This window comes from Pseudomonas sp. GW823-FHT02E01 (genome assembly GCF_058797535.1).
Window position 1 is genome coordinate 250,587 of sequence record NZ_JBXAJS010000001.1, and the last position, 19,575, is coordinate 270,161.

13 protein-coding genes are annotated in these 19,575 nt (G+C 61.9%); 4 read left to right on the top strand and 9 right to left on the bottom strand.

Annotated elements, in window-relative coordinates:
- Positions 1–242 precede the first annotated feature (242 nt).
- A complete protein-coding gene (locus AC1RDQ_RS01140; protein WP_218496433.1) occupies positions 243–1,316 on the bottom strand; it encodes a diguanylate cyclase in 1,074 nt (357 codons plus the stop codon).
- Between the two features lie 198 nt (positions 1,317–1,514).
- Between AC1RDQ_RS01140 and AC1RDQ_RS01145 the strand changes: the two genes are divergently transcribed.
- The 3 genes from AC1RDQ_RS01145 to hglS all read left to right on the top strand — a co-directional run bounded on the left by AC1RDQ_RS01145 (position 1,515) and on the right by hglS (position 5,453).
- Positions 1,515–2,969, top strand: coding sequence for a flavin-containing monooxygenase (locus tag AC1RDQ_RS01145; protein ID WP_090456359.1), 1,455 nt, complete (start codon positions 1,515–1,517; stop codon positions 2,967–2,969).
- A gap of 22 nt (positions 2,970–2,991) precedes the next feature.
- Positions 2,992–3,948, top strand: coding sequence for an alpha/beta fold hydrolase (locus tag AC1RDQ_RS01150; protein ID WP_492585971.1), 957 nt, complete (start codon positions 2,992–2,994; stop codon positions 3,946–3,948).
- A gap of 110 nt (positions 3,949–4,058) precedes the next feature.
- Positions 4,059–5,453, top strand: a complete 1,395-nt coding sequence (hglS, locus tag AC1RDQ_RS01155; protein ID WP_340313779.1) for a 2-oxoadipate dioxygenase/decarboxylase HglS — start codon at positions 4,059–4,061, stop codon at positions 5,451–5,453.
- Between the two features lie 361 nt (positions 5,454–5,814).
- On the opposite strand, the gene AC1RDQ_RS01160 is transcribed toward hglS, so the two are convergent.
- From AC1RDQ_RS01160 to AC1RDQ_RS01175, 4 genes are all read right to left on the bottom strand, one after another.
- Positions 5,815–6,393 (bottom strand): hypothetical protein, encoded by a 579-nt coding sequence (locus AC1RDQ_RS01160; protein WP_154862343.1) that lies wholly within the window; start codon positions 6,391–6,393, stop codon positions 5,815–5,817.
- A gap of 132 nt (positions 6,394–6,525) precedes the next feature.
- Positions 6,526–7,599, bottom strand: a complete 1,074-nt coding sequence (locus AC1RDQ_RS01165; RefSeq protein WP_492585973.1) for a lipocalin-like domain-containing protein — start codon at positions 7,597–7,599, stop codon at positions 6,526–6,528.
- Positions 7,589–10,060: an ABC transporter permease gene (locus AC1RDQ_RS01170; RefSeq protein WP_492585975.1), complete on the bottom strand. Its 2,472-nt coding sequence runs from the start codon at positions 10,058–10,060 to the stop codon at positions 7,589–7,591. The genes AC1RDQ_RS01165 and AC1RDQ_RS01170 overlap by 11 nt, the downstream gene beginning before the upstream one ends.
- 1 nt (position 10,061) lies before the next feature.
- Positions 10,062–10,730: an ABC transporter ATP-binding protein gene (locus tag AC1RDQ_RS01175; protein WP_090456368.1), complete on the bottom strand. Its 669-nt coding sequence runs from the start codon at positions 10,728–10,730 to the stop codon at positions 10,062–10,064.
- A gap of 137 nt (positions 10,731–10,867) precedes the next feature.
- Here AC1RDQ_RS01175 and AC1RDQ_RS01180 point away from each other — a divergent pair, with 137 nt between their 5' ends.
- Positions 10,868–12,841 carry an alkyl/aryl-sulfatase gene (locus AC1RDQ_RS01180; protein ID WP_492585977.1) on the top strand — a complete coding sequence of 658 codons (1,974 nt, stop codon included), beginning with the start codon at positions 10,868–10,870 and terminating at the stop codon, positions 12,839–12,841.
- A gap of 479 nt (positions 12,842–13,320) precedes the next feature.
- Here the strand turns inward: AC1RDQ_RS01180 and AC1RDQ_RS01185 are convergent, their stop codons facing one another.
- From AC1RDQ_RS01185 to AC1RDQ_RS01200, 4 genes are all read right to left on the bottom strand, one after another.
- Entirely contained in the window at positions 13,321–14,706 is a 1,386-nt protein-coding gene (locus AC1RDQ_RS01185) for a DUF1254 domain-containing protein (RefSeq protein ID WP_492585979.1), read from the bottom strand.
- Complete coding sequence (locus AC1RDQ_RS01190; protein WP_492585981.1) at positions 14,703–16,052, bottom strand: DUF1254 domain-containing protein; 1,350 nt, start codon at positions 16,050–16,052, stop codon at positions 14,703–14,705. The genes AC1RDQ_RS01185 and AC1RDQ_RS01190 overlap by 4 nt, the downstream gene beginning before the upstream one ends.
- Positions 16,053–16,207: 155 nt before the next feature.
- Positions 16,208–17,545, bottom strand: a complete 1,338-nt coding sequence (locus tag AC1RDQ_RS01195; RefSeq protein WP_090456375.1) for a DUF1329 domain-containing protein — start codon at positions 17,543–17,545, stop codon at positions 16,208–16,210.
- 11 nt (positions 17,546–17,556) lie between these two features.
- Positions 17,557–19,383, bottom strand: coding sequence for a DUF1302 domain-containing protein (locus AC1RDQ_RS01200; RefSeq protein ID WP_492585983.1), 1,827 nt, complete (start codon positions 19,381–19,383; stop codon positions 17,557–17,559).
- Positions 19,384–19,575: the final 192 nt, after the last annotated feature.

The window sequence follows — 19,575 nt, forward strand, 5'->3', positions numbered from 1 at the left end:
CCCGTGGGAGCGAGCTTGCTCGCGATGAGGCCGTCACAGCCAGCATCCCTGCCGCCTGACCCGCCGCCATCGCGAGCAGGCTCGCTCCCACAGTTGATCTTTGTTGAGCACAAATCTTGTATTCACCCGGAACCCCGTGGGAGCGAGCTTGCTCGCGATGAGGCCGTCACAGCCAGCATCCCTGCCGCCTGACCCGCCGCCATCGCGAGCGAGCTCGCTCCCACAGGTTTTGCGGTGAAGGGTCACACCGAGTCGAGCAGTTCGCGATGGGGTTTCCCGTTACCGCAGCAGATCACCCGATTACGCCCGGTGGTCTTGGCTTCGTACAACGCATGATCGGCATCATTGAGCCAAAGCATCGCGTCGGCATGGGCCGGGTTGAATGACGCCAGGCCAATGCTCAGGCTGACTTTCAGCGCCGGGTTCTGCTCGTAGCCCAAGATGGCGAAGCGAGCGCGCAGGGCATCCATGATGGCAGCGGCGCGGTTCAGGGGCAGGTCCGGAAGGATCACGCAGAACTCGTCGCCGCCGTAGCGCCCTGCCACATCGGTCGCTCGCAGGTTCTGCTTGAGCATTTTGCTCAACTGACGCAAGACGATGTCGCCGGCAACATGGCCGTAGGTGTCGTTGATGGCTTTGAAATGGTCGATGTCGATCAGGGCGATCGCTCCGCCTTTTTGCTGGCTATTGCAACGCTGGAACTCGATCTCCAGTTGGTCCTTCCAAGTGCCATGGTTCAGCAGGCCTGTCAGGCTGTCGGTGCGGCTCAGTGCCAGCAGTTCACGCTTCTGACAGCCCAGAGTATGGGCCTGGCGGAAGCAGATCCAGCCCAGCGCCAGCGGATACAGGCACAGCAACGGCAAACAGGCATAGAGCTGTACCGCGCTGGTGGCAGGAATGAACGCCGGGGCGAAAATCAGCAGGCCAACGCCCACGCCCAGGATTTGCGAGGCTGTCCCGGCCAGTAGAAAGCGCGAGCCGCCTATGGCCACGTTGTTCATGGCCATCATGGAAATGGTGGTCGCGCTGGGCAGTGGATTGAATTGCATCGCAGCAATCCAGAAGCCGCCGAGAAAGGCATCGATCAGCAGATTGCGGTGTTCGGCATGATAGGGCGTCTTGGCCCGGCGCGCCCATTGGTAAGCAAGGTGCGGCCAGACCAGGCCATTGAACCACATGAAGCCCCAGACCCAAGGTGCAGGATCGAGCGGATACATTGCCGCGCTCACACACACCAGACCCAGGGCCAACCCCAGGATCCGCGATGTATAGAGCCTCCTGGCCAATGAAGATCCCTTTCCTCCCGCTTTTGCCATAGGACCTCTTTGCCACTCCACGGAATGCGATTACAGCCTGTGCCTATGCGCTGGAGTCTATCAGGGTGGCATTAAATAGCCATCACCGACTAACGGGCTGAAAATCGCGACATCAGGCTCACATAAAAGCAAAAGCCTCACCCCATTAACGGCTATACATGAAGGAAGGGGTTGATCAATGACCATAAGAGGAGGCCCATGCAGACCTTTCAAGTATTGATCATCGGCAGCGGGTTTGGCGGCCAATGTGCAGCAATCAATTTGCTCAAGGCCGACATCGACGATTTTCGCCTGCTGGAGCGGCGTGATTTCTTCGGCGGCACCTGGTGCCAGAACACCTACCCCGGCGCGGCAGTCGACGTGCCCTCGCCGCTGTACTCCCTGTCTTTTGCTCCGTATCGCTGGACGCAAATGTTCGCCGAACAGGCCGAACTGCACCGTTACACCCGCCACGTGGTGGAGCACTTCGGCCTGCGGGACAAAGTGGAACTGGGCGCCAATGTCGAGCGCGTCGAATGGGACGACGCCCACAAACGCTGGACGGTGTACACCACCGGCAAAGGCACGTTTTGCGCACAGTTCCTGATCAACGCGACCGGGCCGCTGAGTCAACCGGTTGTTCCGCGCTTCGACGGACAGGAGCGTTTTCAAGGTAAAGCGTTTCACACCAACAACTGGGATCATCACTACGACTACCGGCAAAAACGCGTGGCCATCGTCGGCAGCGGCGCCAGTGCGGCCCAGGTCATTCCGGCCATCGCCCCGGACGTCGGGCACTTGCATGTATTCCAGCGCACGCCCCACTGGGTCCTGCCCCGGGCTGACCGCAGCTTTGGCCGTTTCCAGCGCTGGCTGCTGGGGTTCAAGCCGGCCTACAAGCTGCTGCGCTGGGGGATCTACTGGCAATTCGAAACCCGAGTGATTGCCTTCAAGTATTCGAAACCGGCGGTGCACATGGTCCAGCGCCAGGCCCTGCGTTTTCTCAAACGCCAGGTGCCGGATGCCGAACTGCGGCGCCAACTGACGCCGGACTACACCATCGGCTGCAAACGGGTGATTCTGTCCAGCACGCTGTACCCGGCACTGGCGCGCGACAACGTGACGCTGCACAGCCGCGAGCAAGGCATCGCGTCCATCGACGAGACCGGTATCGTGACACTGGACGGCCAGCACATCGACCTGGACCTGATCGTCTGGTCCACTGGCTACGATGCCACCGACGGGGTGATTTCCTACCCGGTAACGGGCAAAAAAGGCACCCGTCTCAAGGAGGTCTGGGCGCAGTACCCACGGGCCTACCTCGGCACCGCCCTGCCCGACTTCCCCAACCTGTTCATCGTCACCGGACCGAACACCGGGATCGGTCACACCTCGGCGCTGTTCATCATCGAATCCCAGATGAATTACATCCTCGATTGCATTCGCACCTTGAAGACTCAAGGTTTACGCAGCATCGAAGTTCGCCATGAGGCGGAACGTACCTACACTGAAATGATCCACCGGGAAATGGAACGCACCGTGTGGAAATCCGGTGGTTGCCACAGTTGGTATCAAAGCAAGAGCGGTCATGTGATTGCCATGTTTCCGGGATTCAGCTTCAGCTTTCATCGCTTGACCCGTGCGCTGAAACCCGCCGATCACATTTTGTCCTGAGCAGATAGAAGGGAGACGCGTGATGCTTTTGTTGTTCGTCGTTCTCGCAGTGTTCGTTGCCTGGAGCTGGCTGACCTACCCGGCCATCGGCTACTGGCTCTATGACTTGAGCATGGCGGCCGAGGCCAAGTTGTACCGGCTGCACAAGATCGTCGTGCCCATCCCCGAAATGACCGTCTCGACCTGGCAAGGCGGGCCGTACGAGGCCACCAGCAGTGTGCTGATGCTCCATGGCTTCAGCGCCGACAAAAACCTCTGGCTGCGTTTCGCCCGGCACTTTGTCGGTAGCCATCGGGTGATCATCCCGGACATCGCCGGCCATGGCGAAACCGGCTTCAAGGCGGGCGGCGGCTACGACATCCCGCTGCAGGCCAAACGCATGATCCAGCTGCTGGACGTTTGCGGGGTGGAGAAAGTCCATGTCATCGGCAACTCCATGGGCGGCTACATGGCGGCGTGGCTCGCGGCCACTTACCCGGAACGCATTGTGTCCGTGGCCCTGGTCGACCCGGCCGGGGTCACCGCCCCCGAGCCCAGTGACCTTGAGCGGCATTTGGCCAAGGGCCACAACCCGTTTCTGATTCACTCGCGCGAAGAATTCCGGCGTTTCTACGCCATGACCATGGCTTCGCCACCCTGGGTACCGAAGCTGGTGCTCGATGCCGTCGCCCAGCGCTATGAACAGTCCCGCGAAGAACTGGAGGAAATCTTCCGCGAATTCCGTGCCAGCCCGCCGATGGAACCGCACCTGCCCGACATCACCGTCCCGGCGTTATTGCTGTGGGGGCGCAAGGACCGGCTGATCGACGTCAGCAGCGTGGCGGTCTGGAGCAAGGGCATCGCCGACCTGCGCGTGCATATCTGGGATGCCATCGGGCACATGCCCATGGTGGAAGCGCCATACGGTTCGGCGCGCCTGTATCGCGAGTTTTTGGCATCGCTGCGCTCGGAGAGCCCACAGGATCAACGACTGCATTAGGTATGTAGTCCTTAACAGAATGAAGTTCGTCAGAAACTTCGTTTGTCGGCGTCGCTGAAGGCTGCGATCTTTCGTCCATCCTTTACGTCACCGCGCCAGGAATCCTGTTCATGAACCACCCGAACTTCGTCAGCCCTGACCTGATCCGCCAACGCTTCTCCAAAGCGATGTCCGACATGTACCGCGAGGAAGTGCCGTTGTACGGCGCGTTGATGGAGCTGGTGGAGCAGACTAACCGTCACGTGCTGGACAACGATGCGCAAATCCTGCGGCAGCTCACCAGCACCGGCGAAATCGAACGCCTGGACCTGGAACGGCATGGGGCGATCCGCGTCGGTACGGCCGATGAATTGGCGACCCTCGCCCGCCTGTTCGCGGTGATGGGCATGCAACCGGTGGGTTACTACGACCTGACACCGGCCGGTGTGCCGGTGCATTCCACGGCGTTTCGCGCGGTGCATGAAGCGTCGTTGCAGGTCAGCCCGTTCCGGGTGTTCACGTCGCTGTTGCGCCTGGAATTGATCGAAGACCTGCAGCTGCGAGCGTTCGCCCAGTCAATGCTCGACCAGCGTTCGATCTTCACCCCCACGGCCCTCACGCTCATCGAACTCGCCGAATCCCGGGGTGGCCTGACCGAGCAGCAAGCCCTGGACTTCGTCGAGCAGGCACTGGAAACGTTTCGCTGGCACCACAGCGCCACCGTCACCGCCGAACAGTATCAGCAACTCAGCGCCCAGCATCGCCTGATCGCCGACGTGGTGGCGTTCAAGGGCCCGCACATCAACCACCTGACACCACGGACCCTGGACATCGACATCGTCCAGGCGCAGATGCCGGCCCATGGCATCACCCCCAAAGCGGTGATCGAAGGCCCGCCTCGCCGCCAGTGCCCGATCCTGCTGCGCCAGACCAGCTTCAAGGCCCTGGACGAGCCGATTGCCTTCACCGATCAAAGCGAGGCTCGCGGCAGCCACAGTGCCCGGTTCGGCGAGATCGAACAACGCGGTGCCGCCCTCACGCCAAAAGGCCGCGCACTCTACGACCGTTTGCTCAATGCCGCGCGGGACGAACTCAAGGACTTCCCCAACGAAGCCAACGCTGCGCGCTATAACGCCCTGATGGCGCAGCATTTCAGCGAGTTCCCTGACACCTGGGAAGGCATGCGCCAACAGGGCCTGGCTTACTTTCGCTACTTCGTGACGGAAAAGGGCCTGGCGGCGGGCGACCTGAAAAACGCGCCCCTGGAAGACCTGCTCAGCGACGGTTACCTGCGGGTAGAACCCCTGGTGTACGAAGACTTCCTGCCCGTCAGCGCGGCGGGGATTTTTCAGTCAAACCTGGGGGACGCGGCGCAAACCCGTTACGGCGCCCATGCCAACCAGCAAGCGTTCGAACAGGCCCTGGGGCGTTCGACGATCGATGAGCTGGAACTGTACGCCGAGAGCCAGCGGCGCTCGATCGAACAGTGTTTCGCCGCGTTGGCCGATGTTGCGTCAAGTCAATAAAAAACATGATTGAATGATTTGTCACAACTCAATAAAAACGGGCGACCTACAGGTCGCCCGTTTTTTTATATCCGAAACGTTCTATACAGCAAATAAAGTGTTCGCCCAGTGCAATGGCCTCGGCAATCCATGCACTGGTAAAGAGCCCTGACACTGGGCGAACGGAACGTATTTTAGTAGAAGCGGATTAATATGTCCGTACGCAAAAATGAAATTTATCGACACAATGTTTAACAAGATGTCGATTTAAATACTATGCAACACGGCATCTCAAACTCACCAGTTCGACCATTACGAGCTGATTATTTCTATACAAAACTTGCACAAAAACAATCGGCCCGTATAACGCCAATACTCAATATTAGTGCTTGCTGGTCACCGTCAATATGTCGGTATAAACCACGTTGACGCTTTGTCCGACTTTCAAGTCCTTGAGTTTGGCCTGGACTTCAGGTCGTTTGACGTCGACCGTCTTGGACTTGCCTTCCGGGTTTTCGAAGGTCACCTGGTTTTTCTTCAGGTCAATGCTGGTGATTTTCAGCTGCACTTTCACCTGACGGTACGCTTCGCCGCCGGGGTTGGGGCTACCTGGCGCTGTACGCATTTCGCCGGTGGCTTCGGCGGTGCCGGGCAGGCCTTTGTCGACATCGGTGTCGAGGAAGGCTGCAACGGCGCTGGTAACCCTGATTTCCACCGTATCGCCAGCCTTGAGGTTGTCGAGGTTTTTCGCCTTGTCGGTCAACTGCACAGGGAACTCATTACCCTGCGGGCCTTTAAGGACCACGGAATGGTTCGCGGTATCTACCGAAACGACTTTGGTGGTGACCTGGTCAACCACCACAACTTCGGACAACGGGAGTTCGGCGGCAACCGCGCCAAAACTGGCGACAGACAGCAAGGTTGCGAGGGTGATGGCTTTGCTCAGTGCGTGGCGTTTCATAGGCAGAACATTCCCTGTGATAGATGGCAACAGACGGCGTTGAAACCGAGCTCAACGCCATGTGTGCGAGTGAGCATAGACGCTGTTCAGCGAGTGGTCGCGCCGCAGCGGTGATTTTCCTGACACGAGCGCCTAGTACCCGGTCATTTCCAGATAGCCTTGCCCTGCATGGCTGCCACTGAGGCGCACCGGGCCTTCCCAGTACGGAATGCGCAAGTCCATCCAGGCCTGGGGATTGAGCGCGGCAATGGTTATATCGAGGTGTCTTGCAGGGATTTTGATCGACCAGCGAATGGGCATCTCACGCCCGGCAACCCGGGCGGTGTCTTGCGGCGTGAGACTGATGTCGCGGGCGTGCAGCAATTGTGTCTGGCCCCGGGCGTCGATCCAGGTGCCGGTGAGGTAAGGCTCACCGTCCTTTTGCCGCATGCGATACAGCATCACCTGCTCGCCGCTGTCCAGATGCAGGGAGAGCCAGTCCCAACCGGTCTGGTTGCTCGTCAGGGGCTGGCTGCTCCATTCCCGGTCGAGCCAGGCCGGGCCACTGACCTGAAAGGACTTGCCGTCGATGTCCAGGGTCCCGCTGGCCTGGAAAAACGGCTGGCTGTAGTAATAAGAGGCCTGACCCTGTTCGGATTTCTGGCTGAAGCCCCGGTCCCCCTGAAGCACCAGCGGACCTGTCGAAGTCAACCGCAGCCGGTAGCTGAAACGCCGGTCGCTGGCACTGAGCTGCAGGTCGGCCAACGGGTCGTCGGCAGTCGCCTGGCTACTCAATTGCCAGTCGTCGATCCACGCGTTGAACGGCGCGACGCTGACACCGGCTTGACCGACGCCGCCACGGGCATAACGTTCGGCCGCGTGATGCGCCGTCGCCGATGTCACCGCCGCGTGGCCGAGCCAGATCGTCTGATTCTGCCAGCCCAGCACCTCGGGGGTGGCTTTCAAGGCACTGCGGAACAAGGTCCATTGCGCGCCAAACTCATGCCCCTGATCGTCCTTCAGGTTGGCCGTGACGTACCACCATTCGATGCGAAAGCCGTCGTGCGGGCCGTGATCCGCCGGGAAGCTGAACACCCGACCGGGCACCACCGGGGTGAACGCAGCGGCCTGGTTGCCCAACCCGGCAAAGCCTTTTTCCACCGGTGCCGGTTGATCGCAACCGCTTGCCAGCAGCGCCAGGAGCAACACGCCGACTTTAATCTTCATGGGCAAACGTCCGCAGCAGGTCCGCCGGTTGCGTGCGGTACAAACGGTACAACGGCCAGGCCGAGGCCAGTAACGTCGCCACCAGCGCCAGCCCCATCAATTGCAACAGTTGCAATGGAAACACTCGCAACGGCAGTCGCCAGCCAAAGGCCTGCACGTTGATCACCGCGTCCAGGCACCACGCCAGGGCGATGCCCAGCGGCAACGCCAGCACCAGGGTCAATATCGCCAGCAGCCAGGTTTGCCCGAGGTTGAGCAACATCAAATGCCGACGCGTCACGCCCAACGCCCACAATGGCGCCAGTTGCCCGAGACGGCTCTGGCTTTGGGTCAACAGGCTGATGAACAGCGCCACCCCCGCCACGCACAGTGTCAGGCTGTTGAGCGCGGCAGTGGCAGCGAAGGTGCGCTCGAAGACTTGCGTGGACCAGCCCTTGAGCCGCGCCTGATCGACGATGCGGCTGTCGTCCAGGGTAAATCGCGCCTGCAATGCCGTGACGAACACCGGGATCGACGCCGGTTCGATGCGCAGGTTGAAGCGGTTCGGAGTCAGTTGCGGCCAACCGCGCAACAGGTGGCAGATGTTCACCAGAATGTGGCCCTTGGGATTGCCATAGTCGGCGTAGATCCCGACGATCCGTGGCGACCACAGGCCGGTGGGCGTCGGCAGCGTCAGGTGATCGCCCAGTTGCACTCGCAGGCGCCGGGACAGTTGTTCGCTGAGCATCACCGCATCGTCCTTGGCCAGTCGCTCCCAAGGGTTGTCGCCCAAGGCTTCGAGCAGTGGCCAGTGCTGGCGATAGGTCGGATGGTCGATGATCCCGGACAGGTCCGTCGGCCAGCCCTGCAATTGAATCGAAACCTGCCAGTTGGGCAGCACGGCCGCCAGTTGCGGCTGCTGGTTGAGCCAGCTGTGCAGCTCTCTGGCCTGGGCCGGGTTTTGTGGATTGAGGTAAAGCTCGGCCGTCAGCCGTTGTTCGAGCCAGTTGCTGAAGGTCTGGCGAAACCCTGCGGTCATGCTGCCGGCACCGATGTTCGCCGCCATGGCCAACAGCAGCGCCATCAAGGCCAGGCTCAACGCCGGCAGTTGCTGGCGGCAATCGGCAACAAACCACTGGCCGAGCACCGAGCGACTGCGCTGCGAAACGAGACTGAGCAGCGCGCTGAGCACCACCGGCAAGGCCAGCGCGGCACCGATCAACAGCGCGGCCATCAACACGAAGCCACTGATCAGGCTGTCGCCGAAGATCAACGCCAGCAACGCGATCATCCCGGCCATGGCCGCCACCCAACCCTGGCGTCGCAACCAGCGCGCATGGGCTTGATGCCAGGCCTGCGGATCGGCCAGCGCCAGCAATGGCAGACGCGCCGCCCGCAGCAGGCTGTTTGCCCCGGCCAGCAACGCGCCGATCAGACTCAAGCCGATACCACTGAACCACCACGACAGACCAAGGCTCAACTGCCCCGCCACTTCGGCGCCATACAAGCCACGCAGGCTGGCGGCGACATCGGGTAACAGCACGCCGGCCAGCAGGTAGCCGCTGACCACCCCGGCCACACCGCCGATCAGGGCCAACCCACCCAATTCGACGGCGAGACAGGCCATCAGCATCCGTGCACTCACACCGCAGGCACGCAGGGTTCGGAGCAAGCTTCGCCGTTGCTCCAGCGCCAGCCCGATGGCGGCGTGCACGATAAACAGGCCGACCACGAACGACAGCACCCCCAGGGCATCGAGGTTCAGGTGAAAGCTTTCGGTCAGGCGCCTCAGGTTGTTTTCTTCGCCGGCGCGCTTGAGTTGCAACTGGCCCTTGAACGGCTCCGGCAACGGCGCGGTGAAATCCTTCGGTAACAGCAGCCGCGACAGTTGCTGCGGCAACCCCAGAATCTGCTGGGCAAAACCGATGTCCACCAGCAGCACGCCGGGCGCCATATCGGCCTGCACATGCAGCGGCGGCAGGGCCACGCCCGCCACGTTCAGTGGCCGGTCACCCTCGCGCAAACCCAGTGCCTGCAAGGTCTGCGACGATATCCAGGTGCTGCCCGGCGGACTGAAAAAGCCGACCACCTGTTCAATCGCCAAGGCCTGCCCGGCCACCGCCGCACCCGCCGGCAGCGACACCGGCTCGATGCCCATCAACTGCAAGCGCTGCTCTTCATGCCCCTTGAGCGTGACCCGGCCTTGCAGCACCGGTGACACCGGCCACCCCGCGCGCCGCAGATCGATAAACCATTGCTGGGGGAACGTGCCGCCACCGGGCGCACCGAGGCTGGCCTGAGGTTCGCCACCGATCAATTGACTGGCGCGGGCATAGCTGTCGCGGGCCTGGCTGTTGAGTGCCTGGACGCCGGTCAACAGACTGGTGGCCAGCCACAACCCGGTCAGCACACTGAAAAACTGCACCGGATGCTGCCGCCAGTGGCTGAGCAGTGCGCGCAGGGTTTCGCCAAAGATGCGCATGTCAGCGCTCGCCCGCAGCGGCCAGGCGACCGCCGCACAGCAGGGCTTTTTCCGCCAGCCGTGCCGCGACGCCGGGACTGTGGGTGACCATCAACAGGCTGGTGGGACTGTCGTCGAGCAATTCCAGCAGCAACTGCAACACCTCGGCGCCGGTGGTTTCATCGAGGCTGCCGGTGGGCTCGTCGGCCAGCAACAATGGCGGACGCGACGCCAGCGCCCGGCCCAGCGCGACCCGTTGCTGCTGGCCGCCGGACAGTTGCTCGGGGTAGCGCCGCAGCAGTTCGCCCAGGCCCAGACGTCGCACCAGGTGCGCCTGCCAGCGTGGGTCATGACGCCCCGCCAGCCGCGCCTGAATCGCCAGGTTGTCTTCGACCCGCAGGCTGCCGATCAGGTTGAACTGCTGGAACACCAGGCCGATTTCCGTACGGCGCCAGTTCGCCAGTTGCCCTTCATTCATCTGTTCCAGGCGATGCGCGCCACTGCGGATGCTGCCGCGATCGACCTTGTCCAGCCCGGCGATCAGGTGCAGCAAGGTGCTTTTGCCACTGCCCGACTCGCCCATCAGCGCCAGGCTGCTGCCGGGCCTGAGCGTCAGGTCGACGCCTTGCAGCACCGGCAGCGGCCCCTGCGGTGTGGCGTAGCTTTTGAAAACACCATGGACTTCAAGCATGGGTCAACCTGCTGGATAGGCGTGGCTCAAGGATAGCGGTCCTGAATGTTTTTTGTCCGTTGCTGATGATCGCCCCGCCCGCGCCCCGCCCTACCCTCGAAGCTGGTCTAACCATAACGATAAAAAACGGAGACGCCATGCCTCGTTTCACCTTGAGCCCTCGTGGGCTGCTCGCTTGCCTGATCACTGCCTGCCTTGCGCAATCGGTGGTCGCCGCCGATGGACCGGTCGCAGCCAGCCCGCAAACCACGGCCAGTAACGCCGCCGTGCTGCAACAACTGCCCTTCACCGACCGCACCGACTACGAGTCGGTCACCAAGGGTCTGATCGCGCCGTTCAAGGGCCAGGTCAAGGACGCCTCGGGCAAGGTCATCTGGGATATCCAGGCCTATGACTTCCTCGCCAAAGACCAGGCCCCGGAGTCGGTCAACCCGAGCCTCTGGCGTCTGGCCCAACTCAGCGCCCATGCCGGATTGTTCGAAGTCAGCCCACGGCTGTATCAGGTGCGCGGCCTCGACCTGGCCAACATGACCATCATCGAAGGCGACGACGGGCTGATCATCATCGACCCGCTGACCATGGCCGAAACCGCCAAGGCGGCACTGGACCTGTACTACCAGAACCGTCCGCACAAACCGGTGGTGGCGGTGATCTACAGCCACACCCACGTCGACCACTTCGGTGGCGTGCGCGGGGTCATCGACGAAGCCGACGTCAAGGCCGGCAAGGTCAAGGTGTTCGCCCCCGTCGGGTTCATGGAACACGTGATGAGCGAGAACGTCTACGCCGGCAATGCCATGAGCCGCCGCGCACAGTTCCAGTTCGGCAGCCTGCTGCCCCGTGGCGAAAAAGGCCAGGTCGACGCCGGCCTGGGCAAGAGCACACCGAGCGGCGGCACTGTCACCCTGATCCCGCCCACCGACCTGATCGACAAGGAACTGCAAACCCGCACCATCGCCGGTCTCGAGGTAGAGTTCCAGTTGACCCCGGGCACCGAGGCGCCGGCAGAGATGAACCTGTACCTGCCGCAATTGCGCGCCTTGTGCATGGCGGAAAACGCCACGCAAATGATGCACAACATCCTTACCCCCCGCGGCGCGCAAGTGCGTGACGCCAAGGCCTGGGCCGAGTACCTCGACGCCAGCCTGGCGCGTTACGGTGACAAGAGCGACGTGTTGTTCGCCCAGCACAACTGGCCGACCTGGGGTGGCGAACGCATCCGCACCTTCCTCGCCGACCAGCGCGACATGTACGCCTTCCTCAATGACCGCACCCTGCACCTGCTGAACCAGGGCCTGACGCCGCTGGAAATCGCCGACTCGATCAAGAAACTGCCCGGCAACCTGGACCAGAAGTGGTACACCCGTGGCTACTACGGCTCACTGAGTTTCAACACCCGGGCGGTGTATCAGCGCTACATGGGTTTCTATGACGGTAACCCGGCCAACCTCAATCCGCTGCCGCCGGTAGAAACGGCCAAGCGTTCGGTCGAGGCCATGGGCGGCGAAGCGGCAGTGCTTGAGAAAATGCAGGCGGCGATGGCCAAGGGTGAATACCGCTGGGCCGCGCAACTGGGCAATCAGGTGCTGTTCGCCAACCCGGACAACGGTGACGCCCGCAAAGCCCAGGCCCAGGCGTTGGAGCAAATGGGCTATCAAAGTGAAAACGCCACCTGGCGCAACATGTACCTGACCGGTGCCATGGAACTGCGCAACGGCGTGCCACCCTATGCGGGCACTTCGGTATCGGTGGACATGGTGCGGGCGATGAGCCCGCAGATGTTCTTCGACTTCCTGGCGGTGCGCCTGGACAGTGAAAAGGCCGTAGGCCATGACTTGACCCTGAACTGGACCTTCGATGACTTGAGCAAGGACTTCAACCTGACCCTGCGCAATGGCGTGCTGACCCACCGTGCCGGGCTCAATGCTCAGGCGGATGCCAGCGTGACCATGAGCAAGGCCACCCTGGAACAGATCAGCCTCAAGCAACTGGATATTCCGACGGCAATCCAGAAAGGTCTGATCAAGTTGCAAGGCAATGGCAAGAAGCTTGGGGAGTTGATGAGCAGCCTCGAGACGTTTGCGCCGCAGTTCAATATCGTCACGCCTTGACCGGATGACGCGGGAAACCGCGTCGCCTTCATCGCGAGCAGGCTCGCTCCCACACTGGATCTGTGCCATTCACAAATACTGTGAACAACCCGATCCCCTGTGGGAGCGAGCTTGCTCGCGATGGCTTTGTGTCAGGCGATGATTGTTTTGTGGGTGTACATATCCCTTGCTGCGGTCACGGCCACTTAGGGTTCCGCCCTTACGGCGGGTCACTTGGAAAAGCCCCAAGTAACCAAGGGCTCTTGCCCCTGACATTCGGTGCCTCGCTGTGGCTCGGCATGCCCTCGCTCCGGTCCTGCTCCGTGGGCCCGAGGCGGCCTACCGGCCGGCCTGTTTGCCGGGTTCGTTCGTCTGTGAGTACCTGATTGACTGTCAGGTCGCCATCGCGAGCAAGCTCGCTCCCACAGGGGGCCGGGTTGTTCACAGCATTTGTGAACGACACAGATCCTCTGTGGGAGCGAGCTTGCTCGCGATGCGGTTCAGGCAGACACCACTTCAACCACCGGCATTTTCCAGCGCTGATTGACCACCTGCTGCCCGGGTCCATACAGGCGCAGGACCAGGGTGAACGCTCCGCTTGCAGGCGTCGGCAACCAGTTGCTCTGCTCCGGCGGAGCGACGTTCTGCAGGATCAACGTCAACCCACCGTCCGCATCTTCCTGCAACTGATCCCGGCTGCTCAGGCAGTAGCGATTGATCGGGTTGGCCACCAGTTGCCGGTCCGGCAAGTCATACAGCGTCAGCGACCAGAACTCGCTGGCCGGCGGCAATTGACCCGCTGCGAAACGCAGGCGATAGCTTCGCCCACCCTGCAAGGGTTGCCCCTGATTATCCAGGCGAGTGCCAGTGTAGTAGGCCTCTTCCACGCTGTTGCCGTAGATGCCGACATTCGCCGCGACAGCGCGGTTGAGGTAATTGCCGTTCAGCGCTTCGCGAGTGCCGAACAGCCCGAGGGTGGTGCGTACCTGGCTCACTGCGGTTTGCAGTTGCGCCTGGGCGTCTTCAATCCCGGCGAGCAGTGCCTGGCCCGTTGCTGGCGGCAACGTCGCCGGGTCGAAACCCTGGCCGGGCACGATGCCAATCCGTGCAAAGCGCGCGCGCAAGGCTTGTTCGGACGGTTGCGTGGGGCACAGGCTGAGGATCTGGTTCAGCGCCGGAATAAACTCCAGCCCCAACCCGGTCTTGCTGTCCCAGGGGTGCCAGTCAATGGCTGGCGCAGCCACAGGCGGCGCACTGCCGATGTATTCATGCAACGAACGCAAACCGTATTGCTGCTGCAAGGCACGCACCGCCGGCAGGTCCCCGGCGTTTTTCAGGCCCGTTCTACCAAGCACCATGACGATTTCGGTTTCACTGCGCAGCACAGCCTTGACGCCATCCGGTGTCGGGCCTTGCCAGTGGGGTCCGGCGATCAGGTAATTCCCCGCATCGCGACCGGTGCTGAGCACGCCGACATAGGCAAAGTTGTGGGTGTACTGGTCGACCAGTTGAAGCACGTAATAGCGGTCGTCAGCCACGGCCGGCACGCTCAACACCTGCGGCTCGCTGCGCAGGTCAAGCCACGCCCAGGAGTACGGCGTGTCGTTGTTCGGCGTGACGATGTCGCGGTTGTTCGGGGTAAACAACTCGCTGTAATGACGAAAGCGGTTGAAGCCGCCGACGTACTCCGGCGCGGCCGGGTTGAGCGCCTGTTTTTCCATGGTCTGGTAATGCATGAGCATGGGGTACGCGTAAATCCACGCCTCTTTGGCAATCTGCCGAGGGTCATCGGAATCACCGGCCAGCAGCCGGCGTGGAAACATCAGACTTGCTCCCAATACCCCCATGCCGCCCAGCAACCGGCGGCGACTGAAAATCAGGTTCATGATTCGATCCTCGCAATCGTCGGCAACTGATAACTCCCGTCCAATGCCCCGCCCTTGGGCAGGTACAGGCGCAACAGCAGGTTGAACGGACCTTGCGGCGTCGGCAGCCAGTTGCCCTGCGGCTCAGCCTTGGGCGCATCGGCTTGCAGGATCAGGGTCAAGCCGCCGTCGGCATCGTATTGTAGACCAGGGCTGCGGTCGCCCAGGGCGTAACGCTGGATCGGGTTGGCCACCAGCAACTGGGTTTTGCCGTCATACAGGGTCAGCGACCAGAACGCATTCACCGGCGGCAATTGCCCGGCGGGAAAATGCAGGCGATAGGCGTGTTGGCCGTTGAGCTCCTGCCCCTTTGCATCGTGCAACGCCATCGGGTACAGCGCTTCCACCGCATCGTTGGCGTAGATGTAGCGCCAGGCGACTGCGGCACGGGTCAGGTCATCGTCACCAAACTTGCCGACGTTGGGCGGCGACGGCAACCAGCCCTGCTGTTCCACCGATAGTTGGCTGGAGGCTGCGCGGACCTGTTCGCGACCGGCTTCGGCGCCCTGTGCGACGGCTTCGTTCAAGTCCGCCGGGGCCTGGAATCCGGCCCCCGGCTTGACCCCAATGGCGGCGAAACGGGCCAGTTTCTTTTGTTCGCTGGCGGTCCATTGATGCAAGGGGGCCAGCGCGTTGAAGGTGCTGAACAACACCTGCGCCGGCCCGTGCCTGGTGTCCGTGTACGCTGGCAGTTGCAGCGGTGCCAGGGGTTCAGGGGGCGCGCTGCCATTGACTTTGGACAGCGGTTGCAAGGCGTAGCCCCTCAGCACTTGCGCGGCGTCTTTCTGATCCGCTTCGCCCTTGACCTCGGTCCGTCCCAACAGGAAGACCAGCCGGCTCGGTGAGCGAATCACCGCGCTGAACCCCGATGGCGCGGGCCCCTTCCAGTCCGGCCCGACAATCAGGTAGCGCCCCGCCCTGTCACCCGTGGCGCGGGTGCCGATGTAGTCGAGGTTGTCGGTGCGCATGTCCACCAGCTGGAAACTGTAGTAGCGACCTTGCACGGCCGGTACGTCGAGCACCACAGGTTCGCTGCGCAAGTCCAGCAAGGCACGGGAATAGAAAGTGTCGTTGTTGGGCGACACCACTTTGTTGTCTTGCGGGCCGAGCAGGCGCGGTTCGCTGTAGAGACGGTTGAACGGCAGTTTCGCGGCGATGGCGCTGAGCACTTTGTCGTGTTCGACGGTGGCGTAGGCGAAGACGTAGGCCTCCTGCGCCAGGTCTTTGGCTTGCTGTTGGTCGAGGGTTGCGGCGTGAACAGTACCCAGGCTCGCGCCCAGGGCCAGAGCGGATATCCAGTAGCGCATGGCAGATTTCCTGGTAGATAAATATCAACACATACTGATCCCTGTGGGAGCGAGCTTGCTCGCGATGAAGCCGGAACACCCAACATTGATGTCGTCTGACACGCCGCCATCGCGAGCAAGCTCACTCCCACAAGAGATTTACGGTGCCTCCCGGTTTATTTGGCCCAACGCCGCAGGTCCGACGGGGTGTAGTCGTCGGTCTTGGCGGCGAAGCCCACGCGCATCGGCTCGGTCTCTTCGTTGGCCAGGCCACCGGCGTAGTAGCGTCCGGAGATCAGGTCATAGGAGGTTTCCAGCACGTTGTAGGTGAAGCCGTGGTCGTACTGCTGGATCGCGTGCAGTTCACCGCTGCGCCACAGTTCACCGCGACTGTCGTACTGGTCCGACTGGGCGATCTGCCAGCTGTCTTCGTCCACATAGAAGCGACGTTTGGCGTAGATGTGCCGGGCACCGGGCTTGAGGGTCGCTTCGACCACCCACACGCGGTGCTTCTCGTAGCGGGCCAGGTCCTGATTGACGTGGTTGGGCTTGATCACGGCGTCGTACTTGAGGTCGCGGCTGCCGATCTTGTAGCTGTTGTAAGGGATGAACAGCTCTTGCTTGCCCACCAGTTTCCAGTCGAAACGGTCCGGCGCGCCGTTGTAGCCATCGATGTTGTCGGCGGTGATCAGGCCGTTGCTGTAACGGGCGCTGTTGTCGTAGGCGATCATCGGCGCACGGCGCACGCGACGTTGCCCCGGCAGGTACTGCCAGGCCGAACGCGGCTCGGCGACCTGGTCAATCGGCTCGTGCACGAGCACCGCCTCACCGGACAGACGCGCCGGTTCCAGCACCCGGCTCTTGAACATGAACAGGATGTTCGAGCCCGGTTCCAGCCCGCCCACGGTGTCGGCAAAGTTGATCAAAGACTGGTTGCGCACGTAGCTGGTGGCGCCATTTTCACGCACCAGTGCGGCGCTGCTGATGCGCTCGTAACTGCCACCGCGATAACGGGTCATGTGGTTCCACATCACCTCCAGGCCTTCGGTGGGCAACGGAAACGGAATGCCCCTGGCATAGTCGTGCAAGCCGTTGCCGCCGTCGGCCATGCTGGTCTTGGCGACGTTCTCACGACTGACCGCCAGTACCTCCTTGGGCAGGTTGGCGCTGCGATGGCTCGGGTAGATGTTCATCTTGTAGGTGTCGGGAAAACGCTTGAACAACGCGATTTGCCCGGGGCTGAGAAATTTCTGGTATTGCGTCAGGTTCTGCGCGGTGACGGTGAACAACGGTTTCTCGGCGGCATACGGATCGCTGTAGCCGCCCTTGCTGTCGACGGTGCCGGCGTTGCTCGCCAGACCACCGGTCCAGGCCGGAATACTGCCGTCGGCATTGGCCGCCATTTCCGAGCCCATGGGGGTCAGGGTCTTGCCCAGTGCCGCCGAATCGGTGCCTTTGGCCTGGGCCAGGCCGACGGTGCAGGCCAGGGCCAGCACGCACAATTGCATACGCATAACGGTTCTCCTTAGAAGTCTGCCTTGAAGCTGACGGATGCAAAATCGCGGTCGTCGAGGGTGCTGTAGTCGTTGGAACCGAAGAACGTGTTGTAGGCCAGTTCCACGCTGTAGTCGTTCATGTAGACGCCGGTCAGGCTCACGCCCAGCGCTTGCTGGCCTTCCTGGAACGGCCCTTGCGGATCGTAGGAATAGCCCGAGACGTCATGCCGCCAGTTGACGGCCGGAATCAGGTTGATGCCTGGCAACACATCGCTGTATTCGAGGCTGGCGCGCAGGCGATACCCCCACGACCAATCGGTGGCAAAGCCCTTGTCGGTGCAGTATTGGTTGGTCACACCTGAAGCCACCGTGTTGCACGGCGTGCCGTTGCGCGGGGCGCTGCGGCCGAACGCGGCGTTACGGCCCAGGCGCTCGTCCCCCAGATCGTCGATGTGCACGACACCGGCCTCACCGAACAGGCTCAGGCGCGTGGCGCCCAGCACGTTGTCGATGGCCTGGGTGGCCGAACCGGTCAACTGCCAGACGCCCTTGCGCTCCCACGCATCGAACTGGCTGCCATTGGTGGTGCTGAAGCCGGGCGGCAACTGCAACCAAGAACTGCCCCCCGGTCCGGAAATCACCGCAACGTTGACGTCGGGCGCGTTGATCGCGATCGGCATGTTCGGCCGGTAGCTCAACTCACCGGCCAGGGAAATCCCGGTGACAGGCTCGACGCCGTTGAGGCTGATGCCGTACAGGCGAATATTTTCCGGGAAGGCCGCCGCATAACTCGGCCCCTGGATACCACCGGGGAAGGTACCGGGCACGGCGGTGTTCCTGGCGTTAATGGTGAAATACGGCAACCGCGAGTGATAGTTGATGTAGTAGATCGCCGCTTCCGCATCGTTGAGCGCCGGGATCATCTGGCGCAGGGCGAAGCCGAACTGGCCGTTGTCGGACGGCGATTCGTTGCCCCGGGACGTGGCGAACAAACCAGCGGCCTGCATCTGTTGATCGGTCTGTACCTGGCTCAGGTACAGCGGCCCGCAACCCGGCTGGATCACATCACTGCTGGCGAAGAAGGTGCCGCAACCGTCGAGAACGCTGGGGCGCCAGTTGTACTGGTAGAAACCTTCGAGGTTGGTGGTGTCGGTCAGGCCGAAGCTGAAGGAGACCATCTCCACCGGCAACTGGCCTTCCTTGATCTCCACGCCGGGACGGTTGAACGCCGAGATGTCCAACGGGTTGATCACGTTGATGCCGTTCTGGATCAGCAGCGCTTCGCCCCAGGACAACACCTGGTTACCGACCTTTACGTTCAGCGGATGTTCGGCCACCTGGAAGTCTTTCCAGACGTAGGCATCGAGCACCTCGAAGCCCTTGAATTTTGACAGGTCGTCCCAGCCCGAATCGTCGAAATCCTTGAAGCGGCCATTGCCGGTTTCATAGGCATGGTCGTACCAGTACTTGAAGCGAATGAACGCGCCCTGGCCCTGGCCATCGAGACTGATATCGGTGAGCCCCTTGAACAGTTGCGAGATGGGGTCGCCCTTCTTGAAGTTCAGCCGGTTGTCGTCGGCGCTGACGCTGCTGCCATTGGCATTTACGCCCTGGGCCTGCAAGGCGTTAGCGCGGGTCATCAGGCTCTTGTCGGGGTTTTGTGTCGACCAGCTGCTGCCCAGGCTCAGGCTGGTCTTGGTCGACAGGCTCCAGTCTTCGTTGAGGTCAAATGTGGTGGCGTAGGTTGGCCCCGTCAGTACGGCAAAAATCGCCAGCGCAAGGGGTTGCGGGCGAGTGTGGCCAAGCCGGTGAAGCCGTTGGCGGACTCCGGCTGTGGCCGAGCGTTTTTTTATCATTATTAGGCTCCGGTCAGGTTTGCTCAGCCCGGACACGGTGCCCAACTATCGGGCCCGACACGCAAGCGATGGCCGACAAAAAATAATCATCGGGGGGATCTGCGGGGGGCTTCGGTTAATTTCTGAAGGCGTACATATCCGTTTCTGCGGATGCGGTCACCTGTGGGAGCGAGCTTGCTCGCGAAGGACGTC